18 protein-coding genes are annotated in these 17,217 nt (G+C 42.8%); 2 read left to right on the forward strand and 16 right to left on the reverse strand.

Annotation, left to right across the window (positions count from 1 at the left end):
• Positions 1–9: 9 nt before the first annotated feature.
• The 3 genes from JZO70_RS02945 to JZO70_RS02955 form a co-directional block, all read right to left on the reverse strand.
• Positions 10–1,197: a pyridoxal phosphate-dependent aminotransferase gene (locus tag JZO70_RS02945; RefSeq protein ID WP_207672044.1), complete on the reverse strand. Its 1,188-nt coding sequence runs from the start codon at positions 1,195–1,197 to the stop codon at positions 10–12.
• Between the two features lie 27 nt (positions 1,198–1,224).
• Positions 1,225–1,704 carry a cell wall elongation regulator TseB-like domain-containing protein gene (locus JZO70_RS02950; RefSeq protein WP_207672229.1) on the reverse strand — a complete coding sequence of 160 codons (480 nt, stop codon included), beginning with the start codon at positions 1,702–1,704 and terminating at the stop codon, positions 1,225–1,227.
• Between the two features lie 62 nt (positions 1,705–1,766).
• Complete coding sequence (locus tag JZO70_RS02955; RefSeq protein ID WP_207672045.1) at positions 1,767–4,520, reverse strand: helicase C-terminal domain-containing protein; 2,754 nt, start codon at positions 4,518–4,520, stop codon at positions 1,767–1,769.
• 197 nt (positions 4,521–4,717) lie between these two features.
• On the opposite strand from JZO70_RS02955, the gene JZO70_RS02960 reads away from it, so the two are divergent.
• The gene (locus JZO70_RS02960; RefSeq protein WP_207672046.1) at positions 4,718–5,230 is read left to right on the forward strand and encodes an adenylate kinase; all 513 of its coding nucleotides are present in this window, start codon (positions 4,718–4,720) and stop codon (positions 5,228–5,230) included.
• Positions 5,231–5,282: 52 nt separating this feature from the next.
• Here JZO70_RS02960 and JZO70_RS02965 read toward each other — a convergent pair whose 3' ends face one another.
• From JZO70_RS02965 to JZO70_RS02985, 5 genes are all read right to left on the reverse strand, one after another.
• The gene (locus JZO70_RS02965; protein WP_207672047.1) at positions 5,283–6,266 is read right to left on the reverse strand and encodes a WxLIP family cell surface protein; all 984 of its coding nucleotides are present in this window, start codon (positions 6,264–6,266) and stop codon (positions 5,283–5,285) included.
• 30 nt (positions 6,267–6,296) lie between these two features.
• The gene (locus JZO70_RS02970) at positions 6,297–6,911 is read right to left on the reverse strand and encodes a WxL domain-containing protein (protein WP_207672048.1); all 615 of its coding nucleotides are present in this window, start codon (positions 6,909–6,911) and stop codon (positions 6,297–6,299) included.
• 61 nt (positions 6,912–6,972) lie between these two features.
• On the reverse strand, positions 6,973–8,436 hold the full coding sequence (locus JZO70_RS02975) for an adhesive domain-containing protein (protein ID WP_207672049.1): 1,464 nt from the start codon (positions 8,434–8,436) through the stop codon (positions 6,973–6,975).
• Positions 8,437–8,712: 276 nt separating this feature from the next.
• Positions 8,713–8,913: a cold-shock protein gene (locus JZO70_RS02980; RefSeq protein ID WP_010755600.1), complete on the reverse strand. Its 201-nt coding sequence runs from the start codon at positions 8,911–8,913 to the stop codon at positions 8,713–8,715.
• A gap of 172 nt (positions 8,914–9,085) precedes the next feature.
• Positions 9,086–10,207 carry a baeRF6 domain-containing protein gene (locus JZO70_RS02985; RefSeq protein ID WP_207672050.1) on the reverse strand — a complete coding sequence of 374 codons (1,122 nt, stop codon included), beginning with the start codon at positions 10,205–10,207 and terminating at the stop codon, positions 9,086–9,088.
• A gap of 536 nt (positions 10,208–10,743) precedes the next feature.
• On the opposite strand from JZO70_RS02985, the gene JZO70_RS02990 reads away from it, so the two are divergent.
• Positions 10,744–11,286, forward strand: coding sequence for a PH domain-containing protein (locus JZO70_RS02990; RefSeq protein ID WP_207672051.1), 543 nt, complete (start codon positions 10,744–10,746; stop codon positions 11,284–11,286).
• Positions 11,287–11,347: 61 nt separating this feature from the next.
• Here JZO70_RS02990 and JZO70_RS02995 read toward each other — a convergent pair whose 3' ends face one another.
• The 8 genes from JZO70_RS02995 to tmk all read right to left on the reverse strand — a co-directional run bounded on the left by JZO70_RS02995 (position 11,348) and on the right by tmk (position 17,206).
• Positions 11,348–11,689: a P-II family nitrogen regulator gene (locus JZO70_RS02995; RefSeq protein WP_207672052.1), complete on the reverse strand. Its 342-nt coding sequence runs from the start codon at positions 11,687–11,689 to the stop codon at positions 11,348–11,350.
• Between the two features lie 15 nt (positions 11,690–11,704).
• Positions 11,705–12,919 carry an ammonium transporter gene (locus tag JZO70_RS03000; protein WP_207672053.1) on the reverse strand — a complete coding sequence of 405 codons (1,215 nt, stop codon included), beginning with the start codon at positions 12,917–12,919 and terminating at the stop codon, positions 11,705–11,707.
• 249 nt (positions 12,920–13,168) lie between these two features.
• Complete coding sequence (gene rsmI, locus JZO70_RS03005) at positions 13,169–14,026, reverse strand: 16S rRNA (cytidine(1402)-2'-O)-methyltransferase (protein ID WP_207672054.1); 858 nt, start codon at positions 14,024–14,026, stop codon at positions 13,169–13,171.
• Between the two features lie 50 nt (positions 14,027–14,076).
• A complete protein-coding gene (locus JZO70_RS03010; RefSeq protein ID WP_207672230.1) occupies positions 14,077–14,427 on the reverse strand; it encodes a DNA replication initiation control protein YabA in 351 nt (116 codons plus the stop codon).
• Positions 14,420–15,244, reverse strand: coding sequence for a PSP1 domain-containing protein (locus tag JZO70_RS03015; protein ID WP_207672055.1), 825 nt, complete (start codon positions 15,242–15,244; stop codon positions 14,420–14,422). Before JZO70_RS03015 ends, JZO70_RS03010 begins: the two co-directional genes overlap by 8 nt.
• 31 nt (positions 15,245–15,275) lie before the next feature.
• A complete protein-coding gene (holB, locus tag JZO70_RS03020; protein WP_207672056.1) occupies positions 15,276–16,217 on the reverse strand; it encodes a DNA polymerase III subunit delta' in 942 nt (313 codons plus the stop codon).
• Position 16,218: 1 nt separating this feature from the next.
• Entirely contained in the window at positions 16,219–16,548 is a 330-nt protein-coding gene (locus JZO70_RS03025) for a cyclic-di-AMP receptor (RefSeq protein WP_010755590.1), read from the reverse strand.
• A gap of 13 nt (positions 16,549–16,561) precedes the next feature.
• Positions 16,562–17,206: a dTMP kinase gene (gene tmk / locus JZO70_RS03030; protein ID WP_207672057.1), complete on the reverse strand. Its 645-nt coding sequence runs from the start codon at positions 17,204–17,206 to the stop codon at positions 16,562–16,564.
• Positions 17,207–17,217 lie beyond the last annotated feature (11 nt).

Consider the following 17,217-nt stretch of genomic DNA (forward strand, 5'->3'; position numbering starts at 1 on the left):
CCGTCTTTCTTACTTTTGACTATTTTCGATGAAACGTCGGATACGAACCACTGCTTCTTCCAGATCTTCCATACTGCTTGAATAACTCATGCGGACATTTTCTGGTGCGCCGAAGCCTTCACCAGTAACTAGCGCAACATGCTCTTGTTCCAATAGATCGTTGACCCAAGTGGTTACATTGTCGTAGCCGCCCATTTCCATGGCTCCTTTTACGTTAGGGAACAGGTAAAAAGCGCCTTGCGGTTTCTTCAAAGTGACACCTGGTAGAGCAGCCACTTTTGGATAGATGGTATTCAAGCGTTCTTCAAAAGCGATCCGCATTTCTCTAACTGTTGACTGGTCGCCTAACAAAGCCTCGACTGAAGCTACTTGGCTGACAGCCGTTGGGTTGCTGGTAGATTGCGAAACAATATCCGTCATTCCTTTAATAATTTCCGCGTTGCCGATGGCATAGCCAATACGCCAGCCGGTCATAGCGAAGGTTTTAGACACTCCGTTGATGATAATGGTTTGACGGGCAATCTCGTCAGATATCGCCGCCATGTATGGCGCATGTTTGCCATTATAAACCAGACGTGCATAAATATCATCAGAAATGATCAAGACATCATTTTCCACAGCCCATTCGCCAATTGCCCGCAATTCTTTTTCGTTGTAGATCATGCCGGTTGGATTAGATGGCGAGTTTAGCATCAGCGCTTGTGTTTTGTCGGTTAAGGCTGCGTTTAGTTGTTCAACAGTTACCTTATAATCGGTTTCTAGTACAGTCTCTACAAACACTGGCACGCCTTCAGCCAGCTTCACTTGTTCCCCATAGCTGACCCAGTAAGGAGTTGGGATAATTACTTCATCACCCTTATCCAAAATTGTTTGGAATAATGCATATAGAGCAAACTTCGCGCCACTGGTTACGATCACCTGATTTGGCTTCACATCGATCTCATAATCTCTTTTGGTTACTTGAATGATGGCCTCCTTCAATTCAGGAATCCCGCCGGCTGCAGTATAAAAGCTGACTGCTCCGCTTTTAATGGCTTCGATCGCTGCCTGCTCAATATTATCCGGTGTAGTGAAGTCCGGTTCGCCCACGGTCAAGCCAATCACATTGTGTCCTTGTGCTTTCAATTCTCTTACTTTCGCAGTTGCTGCTAATGTTACGGATGGTTCTAGATTCTGAATACGTTTCGATATTTTCATCGTCAATAACTCCCCTACCAAGATTTTTTAACTGACATTTTGTATTTCTTCACCGTTTTCAAAAGAAAACAGGTAATAACTAATAGCACCTTGATCATCCTTGCCGGTAATTTCCCAGACAGGCTGATCCTTGAATTTTCCTAAAGCAGCTTTATCCACCGTAATCTCCGGATGGGCTGCCTGCATCTGCTGAATGACCGCTTCTTCGTTTAAGCCGTCTTTGGCGTCCAGGACTTGGATATTCTCCCCTGACTTTGGAATAATCACCACGATGTCATTACCGGATTGGTCTTTACCAGTCACGGTAAAATAAGTTTCTTCGCGATTAAACCAATAGAAGTTCTCCATTGTCTCCAGGTTGGCATATTGTTTGGCTAAGTCGACTGCTTCTTCTTTCGCTTGCTGCATCGGACGGTTGGAACGGATAAATAATATTGTTCCCGACACAATTATCAGTAGCAAAACAGCCACTAAACCAATGACCCATTTATTTAATTTTGATCGCATTGTATCCAAAAAGCACGACTCCTTTCAGATAAGCCCCATTATACCAAAAGAAAGCCCGTTCCTCACTCATTCTCAACATTTTTGTTAGAACTTAAAAATTCATGGGTCTTTTCAATGATTTCTGGTAAGCTGGCTTCTTCAATCGGCAACTCTTTAGGCAAAGCTTTTCTTAGTCGTTCCCCATAGCCCGCAGTCAAAAAGCGCCGATCCAACAAGATCATAACTCCTTTATCAGTTTCCGAACGGATCAAACGACCCAGTGCCTGCCTCAAACGCAATGCTGTATGCGGTACGGCTTCCTGGAAGAAAGGATTGACTCCTTGCTCTTCTAAATAATCATTGCGAATCTTCACTAATGGGCGCCGCGGATTTTCAAACGGCAAGCGGGTAACTACCATAATTTGCAGCACCTCACCTGGCAAGTCGACACCTTCCCAAAAGCTGTCAGCGCCAAACAGCAGCGCGTCATCAGAGAGTAAAAAGCGTTTCAGCAGTTTTTCACGACTGCCGCCAATTCCTTGGGCTAACACCTCGCGACCTTCATTTAACAAAGGTACCTTCAAGTGATGGTAGACCCGATTTAGAATCTCGTGGGAAGTGAACAGCACTAAAATCGGCCGTTTTTCCGCTCCAGCCAGCTTTCGAATCACATCGGTTAGATACTGGGCGTAACGCTCGGATGAAGTCTCTTGAATCGCAATCCCATCATCTGGTAAGAATAGCCGCGCTTGTTGGGCATAGTCATAAGGACTTGGAATCACCTTCAGCGATGTATCTGGAATTCCCCAGCGTTTTGGAAAATACTGCCGATCGCTGCCGGATTTCAACGTGCCTCCGATATAGAGAATCTGTTCATAGCGTTGGTACCATTTAGTTTCTGGCAGCAGGGACGCAGTCAGATCTTGGAAATGCAAAGTTTGTCCACGTTCATCCAGCCAATGAACATAGCGGGCTTCCCACTGTTCGCAGAAGGCTTCAAAGGCTTCTTGCTGCTGCTGCAGACTCTCAAACCAATCGATGAATTCATTCCAGTAGTTTTGCTGCTGGATGGTAAAGCTTTCTTTATGTGCCATAAAGTAACCTTGGCATCGCTGAGCCAAACTCATCGTATCATCATATAAACGTTCAATCCGCTGAATCAGCTGCTCGCCGGCTAACGACAAAGTATCCATCTGTTCTTTTACGATAATAGTGGACTCTCTAGTGGTCAATCGGGCCAACTCCGTGTACAAATCTAACAGGTCTTCCACTAATTCTTCAGCGATATCCTCTAACAGTTCAATGGCATGCTGCAGGGCTTGATCTTGATTAGCTAGACCTTGCCAGTGTTGGAACGTCTTGGTGTCCTTCAAGCGATTCACTTCTTTTTGTACAGCCAACACATTCAATTGCCGCGTACTCACTCGTTCCAGGACTTTATTTAAATGGTGCGCTTCATCGATAATCAAGTAAGGACTGACTGGCAGCTGGAAGGTTTTCCGCTGATTTTCCTGAGCCAAGAAAGCATGATTGGTAATAATCACGTTGCTTTGCTCCAGCTTGGCCTGGCGATGTCGCAGGAAATCCACTTGATAAAAAGGATTATGCCGCACCAAAGTATCCAATCCTTGATGGCCAACCTCCTGCCAAAACACATGGCGCAGACTAGTCATATTTAATTCGTCAAAATCGCCAGTCTCCGTCTGGGTCAACCAAACCAGTACCGCCATTTGATAAAAAGCATACTGTTTTTGCTCGGTCTCTCTTTGCAGCGTTTGGTAAAAGCGTGCCAAGTCAATGTAATGGCTGCTGCTCTTCATGACAACTGCCTGCAAAGGCTGATGCAATAGCTTGTTCAACACTGGTAAATCATGCCCCAACATCTGCTCCTGCAGTAACAGGGAAACGGTGCTGACAATCAACGGATTTTCCGGTGTTGCCAAGTAACTCATCGGCAAGAGATAGCCCATCGTTTTTCCCAGACCCGTCGCTGCTTCCACCAGCACATTTTTTTCGGTTTTTTTGTTAAAGAAGTCAAAGACCAGATTCATCAGTCGAGACTGTTCTTTACGGAAAGTCAGTTGTCCTTGGTACAACGCTTCCTTCGCTTTTTTTGAGCGGGGGTACGCCTTCTTTTCGTAGTAGATTTCTTCATATAAAGGAACCTTTTTCTTTTTTAAGGCTAGACCGTGCACGACTTCCATGTCTGAAGACAAAGGGATTGGGTGATTTTTCATCTCTTCCGCCAACTCAATCAAATATTCCTGCGTTTGAAAGGCCATATAATCAGACAAACGAATAATTTCTTCCACCGTTACCAGCGGCAGGCTTTTAATCGTTTTCTCGATTTTCATTAACAGCTGCGCAGTAACTTCGGCATCGCTGTCGGCTTGATGAGGATTGTCATGAGTTAAATGAAATTCATTCGCCAGGTCACTCAGCCGAAAACTCAAATTGGTCGGGAAAAAAATCTGGGACAATTCCACTGTGTCAATACCAGGAATCCGCAGCGGAGGCATGCCGCAACGTTCTAATTCGTTACTTAAAAACGGGTAATCAAAAAATATATTATGGGCCACAAAAGTTGTATCAGCTAATAGGTTATAAATCGTTAAGGCTACATCTTCAAAATAAGGGGCTTTACGAACACGCTGGTTAGTAAGGCCGGTTAGATGCTGGATCTGCTTGGAGATCCTCTGATCCGGATTGATATCCGTCGCAAAACGACTGACAATCTTGCCGTCTTCTACTAGAACACAGCCAAATTGAATAATCCGGTCAGTTTTCGGGTCGGTACCGGTGGTTTCGATATCAACAACCGCATAAGTTTTAGTCATATTGCCCCTCCTCCCTATGCATTATAGCTGAATTTCATCCTTTTTAACAACTTTACAAATAAGAAAGCGAATAAATCTCCGTAAAAAAAGAAGTTGCCCTTCCAGCTCAAGTTTGACTCCGCTGGAAAATCTGCTTATCCTAGATAAAAAGACAACACTTTATATAGTGCAGTTTTTTATAGAAAGGAATATTCCCGATGATTATTTTGCTTACTGGTGCCTCCCACACTGGAAAAACGGTAATGGCTCAAAAACTGCTGGAAACCTATCATTATCCTTATCTATCCCTAGATCATTTGAAAATGGGATTGATTCGCAGTCACTATACAACGCTGACACCTGAGGACGACGACCAATTGACGATTTACATGTGGCCGATTGTACGGGAAATCATTAAAACAGCAATTGAGAATCAGCAAAATCTGATAGTTGAAGGCTTGTATATTCCCTTTGACTGGATGCAGGATTTTAGCGTGAAGTATTTAGAAGAGATTCAGTTTTACTGTTTAGTGATGACAGAAAACTATATTCGAAAACAGTTTTCTACTATTAAAATGCATGCCAATGACGTCGAAAAACGATTGGACGATTCAGATTATAATTTGGCGGAAATGATTATGGAAAATGCTGAGAACCTGCGACAATGCCAAAAGCATGGTTATCGCTACATTTTAATCGATGAGCATTATCCCACTACTATTGACCTGTGACGACCAAAAAAAGGATGAAAGCAGCTATTGCTCTCATCCTTTGCTTATTCAACTATTCTACTCGTTTCCGACGTTTCACTAGTACAACAATAATAATCGTTTGAACTAGAATAAAACCGGCAATCAGCAGCATCCACCATGGGAAACTCTGACGTTCAATCGTGACGTCCTGTTCATTAAGGGCACTGGCTTCTTGGCGTTCGATCATGAAGGTTGGGCTGCCGGTCCAGGTTTTGTCACCGGCGTTCGCTGTTATGTTCACCGTGTGCTGACCGTTTTTAAATTCTTTGCCGTCTAGGGGCATTATGTATTTAAATTGAGAAGTCGGCGCCACACTCATTCCTTCTTTTTCACCTGTTAAAAATTCCTCATCCCCTGCTTCAACATTATGTTCAATCTTCAAGTTATGAACATAGGCGGCTTGCGGATTATCAATCGTCAGCTCAATCATATTGCGACCATTTTCCTGCATCGGTTTAGCTGAGACAATCTCCAGCTCTGGCTCCACCGGCGTTTGGTCATTTCTGATTAAGACCGCTGTTTCACGAGAATAAATATTGCGAACGCCTCCCTGAATCTCACCTTCTGGCACCTGTTCAAAATAGAAGCCACCAGCTAATACTCCAGAAAACTCTTCTGCCGGCATTGTGATTTCCGCGGTTACATTGCGCTCTTCTTGCGGAGCTAATTCAATGACAGATTCATCAAAGGTGACCAGCTCTTTAATATTTACTGGCACATTTTCCAGAGTTTCTGCTCTTTTTCCAGAATACTCAATCACTCCTAAATTGTTCGTCACTGCCCGGTTAAAGGACGGCTTGACTTTCAACGGCTGGTCGCTAGCATTTTTGATAGAAATTGTGACGGTTTCATTCCCTTGCGGCGGCAGCTCTAAGTCCAAATAGGATACCTCTGGATTGCTTTGACTTGCTGGCGGATGAACGGTTACCTCAAATACATTCATCGAATCAGCATGGGCTGTACCGCCAACTAAAAAGGCCAATAAAACAACCATTATCCCGAATAGCTTTTTCATTTCTTTACACTTCCTTCATCTTACATCTTATTACGGTGTTTCACTTGGCGCTTCTGACATTACCCAGTTTAACGTTGTATTATATTGCTGAGCAGTTTTTGCGGTATTGGCAGGAATTTCCAGTTCAAATTCAGTTAACGGTAATGAAGTCTCACCTAAACCTTCATTTACTTTTGCTTCTAAAACGATTACGTCTTGGTCGATTGGTAGTTTATGCGTTACATTTTCCTTGCCGATACTACCTAACGTATTCCCTAGGTTGTTGGTGATAGCACCTGTGCTGATGGATAATTCAGCGCTTGCCAATTCGGCGCCGCTTGCGTTTGCAAATTGTGTTTGCTGATTAACTTTTACTGTCCAGCCCTGAGCTATTGCTCGGTTATCACTGATAGATACTGCGCCAGTAGTGTTTGCTCCATCTGTTTGGGCGATTAAATTTTCTTGTTGAGTCGTTTGAATTGCCATAGTACCAAAATCTAAATTTGGAGGAATTTGATTGTTAATATCTCCTTCTGGGTTAAAGCTGATTCCGCCATCGGTATAGCTTACGACTGCGTCTGTACTTGATGCTGCATGTGCAAGGGTGGGGATGCTCGCACCTACTAATCCGATTGTTGCGGCTAATAGCCATTTTGTTGCTTTCATAATATATTCTCCTCTTTGGTTGTCTTCCAGTGTCGGTCAATTTATCAAATGATCACTTGCCTTATTCGTTAGGAGTTTCTGATAAAGTCCATACAAGTGTTGTTTCGTAAGACGTTGCTTCTCTTGGTGTATTCATCGGGACAAACAATTCAGCTCCTCTCAATGGCAATGCAATTGAACCTGAATCCTGTGAACCTCTTAGGGTAAAGACCTTTTGTTGTGCGAAGGGTCTTAAGGTAATTCCTTCAGCAGCATGATTGATAATTTCTCCGTCTTGAAAAGTGGTTTCCAACGGTCCGCTGTATAAGGTTAGGTCCGGGTTTGTTAAATTGGTATTATTGGGACTCGTCCATTGACTAGCTTGGCTAACCTTTATACTCCAATTTTTCTCAATATTGCGTGTGTCCTCTACCTGCACCATTCCCAAACCTTCATCAAGGGAGAAGATTTGATCTTCGGCCGTTTGAATAGGATGGGTGCCAAAATCTAAGTACTTGGGAAGCTGCTCCGTTTCCACACCAAAGCGTTCACCTTCAAAGTAAATCGACGTAACACCAGAGCTGTTTGTCAGTAAATCGATATCAATCGTGGATGATTTGACGACTGACCCATAAAAATGGGCATCCAAATCTTCTGTTACTTGTTCCGGTGGTTGGATGTTGGTGCTGATCGTGACTGTTGTGTCCCCTAAAAGTGAACCATCTGCCAATGCACTGACTAATGAGCCACCGAGATCTAATAATGGGAACAGAGCTTGAATTGCTGTCGTTAGACCAGATTTTAGCGGACCTAACAAGCCGTTGATAGTTCCAGCCAGCAATCCAGAAACTGGGCCTTGCCCCTCAGCACGCAATGCATCTACCGCATTTGATAGATTTTGCAGGATGGTTTTTAGATTTTCAGCTAATACCCGGCCCAAGCCATCGTCGACATTGATAGTCAGTGCTCGACCATCTTCACTAAGGGTCACTGGTACATGAAAGCTCAGACTAGGCAAATCCTGCAGGCTATTTAACAAATCTACTTGCCGATACACCTCATCTAAATTCAAAGTAACTCCAGTCAGAGCCCCTAAAGCTCCGTTTAAGATTCTTACCAGTTCTCCCAATAAGCCATCCAAAGCTGAAAATAGAGTCCTTAACAAGGGAATTCCACGTAGATTGAGGGTCAAATTGGTTTCAATGAGGGCATCGCCGGTTGGCTCAACTGAGCCGGCCAACTCAGGAGGAATGACTAACACGGCTGTCTTGGGACCAGTCAATCCTGCGGAAATACTGCCTAGTCCGCTTCCGCGAATCACAAATTCGACTTCCTGTTGATCGTTTAGCTGCCAGCGATTTTCAGGAGAGGTGCCGCTAGTGTTGTTTGCTTCAATGTTGGAAAGAATTTCTATGTCCAATACAGCTGCTTCTGCCTCTTTTGCTAAATAAATTTGCGAAAGTATCGGCCCCAGTACGGTAAATACCAGCAAAATAGTGACTAAAATTTTTCGCTTAATAAAATAAATTGCATTATTTTTAGCCATCTATCTCCTTATCCTTCCATTATTTCCGCAGATAACAATCGTTCTTTTATTCTTCTAGTATAAAACAATTATTATCTAGTAACAAAAAAAATGCTTACATCTAATAGATGTAAGCATTACAAACACTTTGCCAATCTCATCAACTTCGAGTTAGGTTGAAAAAGCCGAATACTGTTAACCCCGACTTAACTGCTGACCTGATTATGTATAATTTGTCCTTTTTTACGCACAAAAAAAGTCGAGAGCTTAAGCCCTCGACGTAATTGTTAGTTTTAATTAAGCTTTTTCAACGTTTGTAGCTTGAGGTCCACGTTGTCCGTCTTCAACATCAAAAGTAACCGCTTGGCCTTCTTCTAATGTTTTGAATCCGTCGCCTTGGATAGCTGAGAAATGTACGAATACGTCATTTCCGTTTTCTGCTGTAATAAATCCGTAACCTTTTTCTGCGTTAAACCATTTTACTGTACCTTGTTCCATGTTAAACATCCTCCTAGGATAAAAATTAATTTGTAATTACTTGATTGGTGAATAAGGAAGATGTTGTTGGAAACAAGCTTGCCATATATTACCGTACAAAAACTACATTCATAACTATAACACATTTAATTTGAAAACTCTACCATTAACTCTCAAAAAAGCTTTATTTTTTTTAGAATCGTAGGATGGCTAGCAAACTTTTTTCATCTGGTGCGTCCTTTTGATCCAAAACAAAGACCTGTCCGCCGTTTTTAATTACTTGATCGGCAGTTTCATTCAACACCTGACGACGATCGTATTCAGTATCCGGATCATCTCCAAAGCCAGTCACTAAATTAGAGGTAGCAATGAACAAGTGAGACACTCGGCCTTCTTTGGCAGCCTGGACAATGTCTACCAACTGATCAATAAATTTCTTATTCATTAGCGATTGATAGCTGTCAGTTTCTTCAACTGCCAATTCGGCTGATAATTTTTCTGCCCCTTGTTCAATATCCTTGATAGTAATTTGGGCAGGTGATGCCGAAACCGCTGCTTTGTCGGAATAAAATTTGTTTTTCGCGATTTTTTTGAATTGCGTTTGGTTTTCTGGTAAAGCATACAGATAAACCGGCAAGTTTTCTGGATTATCAAGATCGTTTTGCAGGAAGTTGTCAACAGCTTGATAATAGTTTACCCAGTCGATTTCCACTTCTTCGTCTTTAGAATTCACGCCGTGATAAGCTACGCCTTCTTTAGAACCTTGGCTGCTGCCTTGAGAAGAATAATTCAAGTTGCCGCCAGTTAGTTCGTCGCCTAACGCAGTAACAACATCCACCGGCGCACCTTCAGGCAATTCAATTTCTTCCGCCAATTTATTTTTCACTAAGTACAGCTTCATAGAATCGCGATTCAACGCCATTAAATAGTAAGGATAGTTGAATTGTGCATTTTTAATAATTGCCAATAAGTATGGCAAGTCGCTTACATAATATTGGTCGTCTACTTCTATACTCAATCGATGAATGTATAACTCTTCAGCATTCATAATGATCGCAACACTTTTGGTGCCGCTGCGCCAGAAAGATTGATCGGCCAGCAGTCGTTCGATTTTTTCTTGGAATGGTGCAAAGCTTTGATCTGCGTAACGTTTTTCAAAACGCTTTTTCGCTTCTTTTGCAAAGTTCTTGAAGAGCAGCTGATCTTTTTCAACTTCTTGATGTGCCACGTGGGTGTTTAACATGAATGTTATGAACGGACCGTTTGCCTCTTCTGAAGTCAATTCAGCGAGTAATTTTTTACTGATGTTTGCCATAAATGAACCCCTCCTAATAAAATCTTACACCTTTAGTCTAACACAGGGGCAAGTTTACTGAAAGAATCTGCTCTTCCTAAAGGATAGTAAGATTGGCTTCACAAAATTCTTTGATTTTTAGATCCATGATAATTGAGAATAAACAGCTGGTTCTTATAATTTTTTTAAGGATCCTGGATAACTTCTGCCTTTTTTCAAAAACATTGCTTTCGCCATATCTTTCTTTTCACAATCGTTTATTCCTCTAATTCTTTGGTATACCAGTCTTAAACTAAACTGATCCACCCATATCTGAGACTACATTAGCTTTTTCTCATAAATTTCTTAGCAATTAACTAAGCAAGTTTCATGATTTATTGAAGCGTTTCCTTTATGATTACAGTATACCAATTATCCCGAATTGGTTTTTTCATACTTACTCCTACCAAGAGTAAATAACAACCTTCATTTCCACCATAGTGACGGCTATGGTGGTTTTTTTGTGATTGTTCCCGGACTTGGGTTTTGCTACAATGAAGGTAGGATCGGAGGTTTATATGAAAACAGCAGAAGAAATGTACAACTATTGCAAGGACAAGGGCTATTTCTCCGGCTCTGACCGCAATTTCACTTTAAAACTATTCAATGTAATCGCTAACCACTTAAGACCGGATGAGGTTGTCAAGATGTGCTTTATTGGTGTCCACAATCGCAAGTCCCCTACTAAGGACGACGGCTTTTATGGCTATGCGCTGACCAATCATCGGTTTCTAATGGGCCAAAAGCGTTTGCTGGTAGAAGATTTGAAAAGTATCCCTTTAACTAATCTGCAGGATCTCCAACTACAGATGGAGTCTACGACAGCGACTTTAACCATTTACACTTCGGATAATCCAGTGAATATTATGCTGACTTCGCATGAAGCCGAAGATATTGTTGAATCGATTAAGCAGAACTTGGCTGAAGAACCCGCCCCGGTTGAGAAACCGGCAGAATCTTTAAGCAAGGCTGAACAGTTGTTGAAGATGAAAGAATTAATGGACATTGGTATTCTTTCAGAGGAAGAGTTCCAGCAAGTTAAGAAAGACATTTTGCAATAAAAAAGATGAAACCCAGACATAAAGAAGGGTTCGCTGGCATCAAATCCAGCGAACCTTCTTTTTATATTGCCGCTTTACCAGATTCTCTGGTGCGGATGCGGATGACTTCTTCAATCGGATAAACAAAGATTTTCCCGTTGCCGTAATCCTCTGAATGACACAGCTCAATAATCAAATCAATTACACCATCAACTGCTTCGTCATCTAAAACAAAGCTGACATTTACTTTAGGCAATAATGTCGTAATAACTTCTTGACCACGAACGTGGGACTTTTGCCCTTTTTGTGCACCGCAGCCCAGCACTTGAGTGACCGTCATCCCGCTGACTTCCACTTCCCGATCAATCGCTGCTTTTAACTCTTCCAACTTTTCTTGACGAATAATCGCTTCTACTTTTTTCATTCGTATTCCTCCATTTTAAGAATCCAAGCCCATAAAGGTTGGGTAGGCATTTTCATCATGTTCAATTTGATCCAAACCAACTGCTTCTTCATGCTCTGATACGCGAATCGGCATAATGGCTTTGATAAATGAAATAATCAAGAAACTGGCAACAGCTGCGAAAACTAAGGTGATCGCAATACTGGCAAGCTGTGCTAGAAATAAATCAACTGAGCCGTAGATGAGTCCTGTTTTTCCACCTACTGCTGGATCAGCAAATATTCCTGTGACAATCCCGCCAAAGATTCCGCCGACACCATGACAACCAAAGGCATCTAATGCATCATCTAAACCAAGCTTTTGTTTGATCACTGCAATAAAGAAGTAGCAGAATGGACTAACCAAGCCGCCGATTAAGATACTAGACCAAAGAGGAACAAAACCAGCACCTGGAGTAATTGCTACTAGACCAACTACCGCACCAGTACATGCACCAACCACTGTTGGCTTGCCATTGGCTAATTTTTCAATCAGCATCCAAGAAAGCATCCCGCAAGCTGCGGCGGTATTTGTTGTCAACATGGCATGAATGGCTAAACCGTCAGCCGCTAATGCTGAGCCGCCATTGAAGCCGAACCAACCGAACCATAATAGACCGGCACCTAAAACGACAAATGGAACATTATGAGGACGATACTCCGTTAAGTGGTATTCCCTGCGTCGTCCTAATACAATCGCCAATACCAAGCCTGAAATTCCTGAACTAATATGCACGACATTTCCACCGGCAAAATCGATAGAGCCGATTTGATCTAAGAAGCCGCCGCCCCAGACCATATGCGCCATTGGGAAATAAACAATCGGCAACCACAAGGCAATAAATAAGAAAATTGCTGAAAAACGCATTCTGCCTGCGACTGAACCAGTTAAGATTGCTGTCGTAATTAAAGCAAACATCATTTGGAAGAAAGCGAACAGACCTTCAGGTATCCCGTCACCCTCAGTCATCGACACACCATTGAAAAAGGCTTTATCCAAATTCCCGATGAAGCTGCCTTCTCCACTAAACGACAATGTGTAGCCGACTGCGATCCAGATTAGTGAAGCCAAACCCATAGTACAGATAACCATCATCATCGTATTTAAAATATTTTTGCGTCGCTCTAATCCACCATAGAAGAAAGCCAACGCGGGGGTCATTAGAAACACCATTGCTGCACAAACCAAAATAAATCCAATATTCCCTGTCATAACACACACCTCATTCTTTATTATGTTACATATACTAACATGATTCAGAAAAATTTCTAGCTTTTTTCTTCATTTTCTGCAACTTTTTGCTTTTTAGTGACTTTTCGTGTGAGATTTAGTTACATCAGATCCTGGATTTTCCTGAGAATTTGCAGGATGGTTTCAGCAACGAACCGGCTGAAAATCCCGATATATTAGCGGAAATACGATATTATTTTAGACAATAAAAAAAGACTGGATCGCTCCAGCCTATAAATCGTGAAATAATTTGTATACCTCTTGCTTCTTGACTTGATTTCGTTTGGCAACTTCCTTGATGGCTTCTTTAGAAGAGAGTCCTTCTTCTATCAGTTGCTCCACTTGCTCCTTCATGGTTCCTTCTACAATTTCTTCGGCAACTTCGCCGTTAAAGCCGGAAATCAGCAGGCAGCATTCCCCTTTTAGCGGATGTTCACTTACATAATCAATGACTTCTTGGACATCCCCGCGGATATATTCTTCATATAATTTGGTCAGTTCTCGGCAGATCACGACTTGGCGAGCGCCTAAGACTTGCTCCACATTTTTCAAAGTTTCCTTTACCCGATGAGGAGATTCGTAAAAAATCATCGTGGCAGTCTGATTCTTCAGCTGCTCCAGCTCTTTTTTCTGCTGACTTTTTTTTCGTTGCAAAAACCCGTAGAAATAAAAAGGCTGCGGTGAAAGGCCGGAAGCAATTAAAGCCGTCATACCGGCCGTGGCTCCTGGTAAAGATACCACCGGAATATTTTCTGCAATACAGGCGGCTACCAATTCTTGACCAGGGTCGCTAATTGACGGCATGCCGGCATCACTGACTTGGGCAATCATTTGTCCTTCTTTTAAAAGTCTGATCAGCTCCGGAATCCGCTCACGATAATTGTGCTCATGAAAGCTCTTCTGAGGAACATTGATTTCAAAATGGTTCAATAATTTTTGGGTATTACGAGTATCTTCGCTGGCAATCAAGTCAGCTGCCTGCAAGGTTTTCACGGCTCGAAAGGTCATATCGTCTAAATTGCCAATCGGCGTAGGCACAAGGTACAAAGTGCCGCTTTCGTGCTTCCCGTAGCTTCGTTGAATATTCACTGCTTGTCCTCCTTAACACTAATAAAAAACCGGAACTCACCTGTCCCGGTTTACTTGCTTTGTTTGCTTTCGCGATAAATAACGTCGAGGCAGAAGGCGCAAGGCTCATCATGCTCCCGTCTGGACCCGTACAACAGGTTGCAGACATGGAAGCCGTCCTCATAAATTTTTTCCAAATTCATGCGGGAACGCGACAGTTCTTGGCGTTCGTCTGTCACTGGAGACATCTTTTGATTCATTTCACGCACGCGTTCGCGTAAACGTTCATTTTCCATCTCCAAGGTGGCATTTTTCTCGATCAGTTCCAGCAAAGCTTCCTTCATTTCCGCCAATTCGGTTACACTGTGCTGCATTTCCTGTTCTAAATGGTTTAACCCATCATAAAGGGAACGTCTATCCATCATTACGATCACCTGCTTTGGCTGCTTGCAACTCGCTGTAGTCATACTCAACAGCGGTTTCCCGGCCTGGTAAGCGGACCTTGATCACACGGCTCAATAGGTTCAAACCGACAACCCGGCCTTTACCTTCAGGCGTCATAACATCCTTGCCATAATCAGGTAATTCCCGCTTGGCAGCTTCGTATTCGCTGTTTTCGTATTTCAGACAGCACATCAAACGGCCGCACAATCCCGAAATCTTTGTGGGATTCAGAGACAACCCTTGATCCTTGGCCATCTTAATAGAAACTGGAATGAAATCTCCTAAGAAAGTGGAACAGCACAACGGTCGTCCACAAGGGCCGATACCGCCTAAAATCTTCGCTTCATCCCGTACGCCGATTTGGCGCAGTTCGATCCGGGTCCGGAAAACGGAAGCCAGATCCTTAACCAATTCTCGGAAGTCCACCCGGCCGTCCGCGGTAAAATAGAAAATCATTTTGCTGCGGTCGAAGGTATATTCCACATGGATTAATTTCATTTCCAGCTCGTGGGCGCGAATTTTTTCCTTGGCTACTTTAAAAGCAGCTTTGGCATCACGTTCATTTTCCAGCGCTTTTTTTAATTCTTTTTCTGACGCTTTATGCAAGATTGTCTTTAAATCATCGGATAGATCGCTTGGGTCCATGTCCAGTCTCGGGACAGCTACGGTAGCGATCTGATGCGCTTGTTGTGATTCCACTAAAACTTTGTCATTGTAATAGTACTCGTTTTTGCCTGGTGCATAATAATAAATATGACCTGCTTCGCGAAAACGGACACCGACAACTTCAACCATTGGTCTCCCTACTCTCTTTAAAAAAATAACATTAAGCAAAAACGACGTGCAACGTTATTTGTTCTGCAATATTTTGAAAGGATACATTGGCCTCTAGTTTTTGATTGGCTAGTAAAATTTCTTCTAACAGATGATTGTAGAAAGCGACCGCCTGTTGATCTTGCTGAAGCATTTGATTGCGCTTTTCTTTTACATAAAATGCCAGCATCTCAAAGGCTGTCCGCTGCTGCATCTTGTCCTTGAATACTTTTACTAGTTTTTTTTGTACATATATAAAGGCCTGCGGGTCCCGTTTTTCTAGGTAACTATACCATTGAATAACAGTATCCCTAGATTCATTAAACCATTCATCCTTTGATATTTCAACTGCTTTTGTGAAACTATTTGTTAAATTCGTTAAGAGTTTAGCTGATTGGGGAGGGATTTGGGCTTCGTTTTCTAACCGCTGGATTAATTCTTCCACCGATAAGGCTTGAAAATGAATAATTTGACAGCGGGAACGGATGGTTGGCAGGATTTTCCCGACGGCCTGCGTTTCTAGAATAATCATGAAATTGGCTGGCGGTTCTTCCAGAAACTTCAGCAGACTGTTGGCCGAGTTGGCATTCATTTTTTCTGCTTGCTGAATCAGTACCACTTTTTTCGCCGACTCGTACCCGCTTTTTCCCAATTCAACCTGCAATTTACGAATTTGTTCTACTTTGATCGTTTGTCCATCAGGTGCGACTTCGATTACATCGGGATGCTCGTTATTGCTGATTCGTACACAATTATTACAAACTTCACAGGGCATTCCGTCTTTCAGGGCTTGGCAGAACAGGTGCTGAGTGAACCACAAAGCCATTTCCTCTTTACCGGTTCCCAGGTCGCCTTCAAAAAGATAAGCATGGGCTAAACGACCATGCTTAAAGCTGTTCTGCAATTGACGGAACACAACTGGTTGAAGTTGTTGGAGTTTTTCTGCTTCTGTCATCTTAGTATTGATGGAACCCTTCTACCGGCATTACAAACACGGTGGCTCCGCCGACTTCGACTTCCACTGGATAAGGTACTTGTCCATCCAATGAGATATCCAGAGTTACCGGGGTAGTGACATATTGTGTACGTGATTGGCAGGTTTCTTTAATTAAGCCTAATGCTTCTTCCACCCGTTCGTCTTCAATTCCGATGATAAAGGTACTGTTGCCGGCCTTTAAAAATCCTCCGGTCGAAGATAGTTTTGTGGCACGGATGTTGGCGTCGATAAACTCATTGGCTAATCGGTTAGAATCTTTGTCTTGGACAATGGCCATAATTAATTTCATTTTCTACACCTCTCTATTTTTGAAAATACTGGGGGTAACGGGAGACTAATTCGTAAAAACAGTCCTCAATAACTAATTCCAGACGTTTTCGCGCATCAATCTTGATGATTCGTTCTGAATGTTCCTCCGCAAGCTTCAAGTACGCATGGCGCACTCTTTGATGAAACTGCAAACCTTCCGCGTCCAATCGATCGATTTGGTTGGTACGGGTACTCATAATTCGCTGCAATCCGGTATCTGAATCAACGTCTAAATAAAGAGTAACATCAGGCGTCGTACCTTCGATGGCAAATTCATTGATTTGGGCTACTTCCTTCATGCCGATACCGCGACCAGCACCTTGATACGCCAGCGAGCTGTCCACAAAGCGATCACACAAAACAATTTTTCCCTGCTCTAAACCCGGCCAAATTTTTTCAATCAGATGCTGTCTTCTAGCTGCCGCATACAGCAATGCTTCAGTCCGGTCATCCATCCGGTCATTCTGGGGATCCAAAATGACGGAACGAATTTTCTCAGCGATCGGAATGCCGCCGGGTTCGCGGGTTTTCACAATATCCTTCTTCGCTACTTGCTGCAAGAGAGGAAATAATTCCTCAATGACGCTGGTCTTGCCTGCGCCATCTGGTCCTTCAATAGTAATAAATAAGCCGTTCACTCTTCATTTGC

It is taken from the genome of Candidatus Enterococcus moelleringii, assembly GCF_017377575.1.
Lineage (GTDB): Bacteria > Bacillota > Bacilli > Lactobacillales > Enterococcaceae > Enterococcus_A > Enterococcus_A moelleringii.

Excerpts from the sequence above, each read along its gene's own strand:
- JZO70_RS02960 (WP_207672046.1), top strand. The coding sequence starts at position 4,718 with ATGATTATTTTGCTTACTGGTGCCTCCCACACTGGAAAAACGGTAATG.
- JZO70_RS02995 (WP_207672052.1), bottom strand. The coding sequence starts at position 11,689 with ATGAAAAAAGTAGAAGCGATTATTCGTCAAGAAAAGTTGGAAGAGTTA.
- JZO70_RS02950 (WP_207672229.1), bottom strand. The coding sequence starts at position 1,704 with ATGCGATCAAAATTAAATAAATGGGTCATTGGTTTAGTGGCTGTTTTG.
- JZO70_RS02980 (WP_010755600.1), bottom strand. The coding sequence starts at position 8,913 with ATGGAACAAGGTACAGTAAAATGGTTTAACGCAGAAAAAGGTTACGGA.
- JZO70_RS02965 (WP_207672047.1), bottom strand. The coding sequence starts at position 6,266 with ATGAAAAAGCTATTCGGGATAATGGTTGTTTTATTGGCCTTTTTAGTT.
- JZO70_RS03010 (WP_207672230.1), bottom strand. The coding sequence starts at position 14,427 with ATGGATAGACGTTCCCTTTATGATGGGTTAAACCATTTAGAACAGGAA.
- JZO70_RS02945 (WP_207672044.1), bottom strand. The coding sequence starts at position 1,197 with ATGAAAATATCGAAACGTATTCAGAATCTAGAACCATCCGTAACATTA.
- JZO70_RS02990 (WP_207672051.1), top strand. The coding sequence starts at position 10,744 with ATGAAAACAGCAGAAGAAATGTACAACTATTGCAAGGACAAGGGCTAT.
- JZO70_RS03000 (WP_207672053.1), bottom strand. The coding sequence starts at position 12,919 with ATGACAGGGAATATTGGATTTATTTTGGTTTGTGCAGCAATGGTGTTT.
- JZO70_RS03025 (WP_010755590.1), bottom strand. The coding sequence starts at position 16,548 with ATGAAATTAATTATGGCCATTGTCCAAGACAAAGATTCTAACCGATTA.
- JZO70_RS02975 (WP_207672049.1), bottom strand. The coding sequence starts at position 8,436 with ATGGCTAAAAATAATGCAATTTATTTTATTAAGCGAAAAATTTTAGTC.
- JZO70_RS02955 (WP_207672045.1), bottom strand. The coding sequence starts at position 4,520 with ATGACTAAAACTTATGCGGTTGTTGATATCGAAACCACCGGTACCGAC.
- JZO70_RS02970 (WP_207672048.1), bottom strand. The coding sequence starts at position 6,911 with ATGAAAGCAACAAAATGGCTATTAGCCGCAACAATCGGATTAGTAGGT.
- holB (WP_207672056.1), bottom strand. The coding sequence starts at position 16,217 with ATGACAGAAGCAGAAAAACTCCAACAACTTCAACCAGTTGTGTTCCGT.
- JZO70_RS02985 (WP_207672050.1), bottom strand. The coding sequence starts at position 10,207 with ATGGCAAACATCAGTAAAAAATTACTCGCTGAATTGACTTCAGAAGAG.
- JZO70_RS03015 (WP_207672055.1), bottom strand. The coding sequence starts at position 15,244 with ATGGTTGAAGTTGTCGGTGTCCGTTTTCGCGAAGCAGGTCATATTTAT.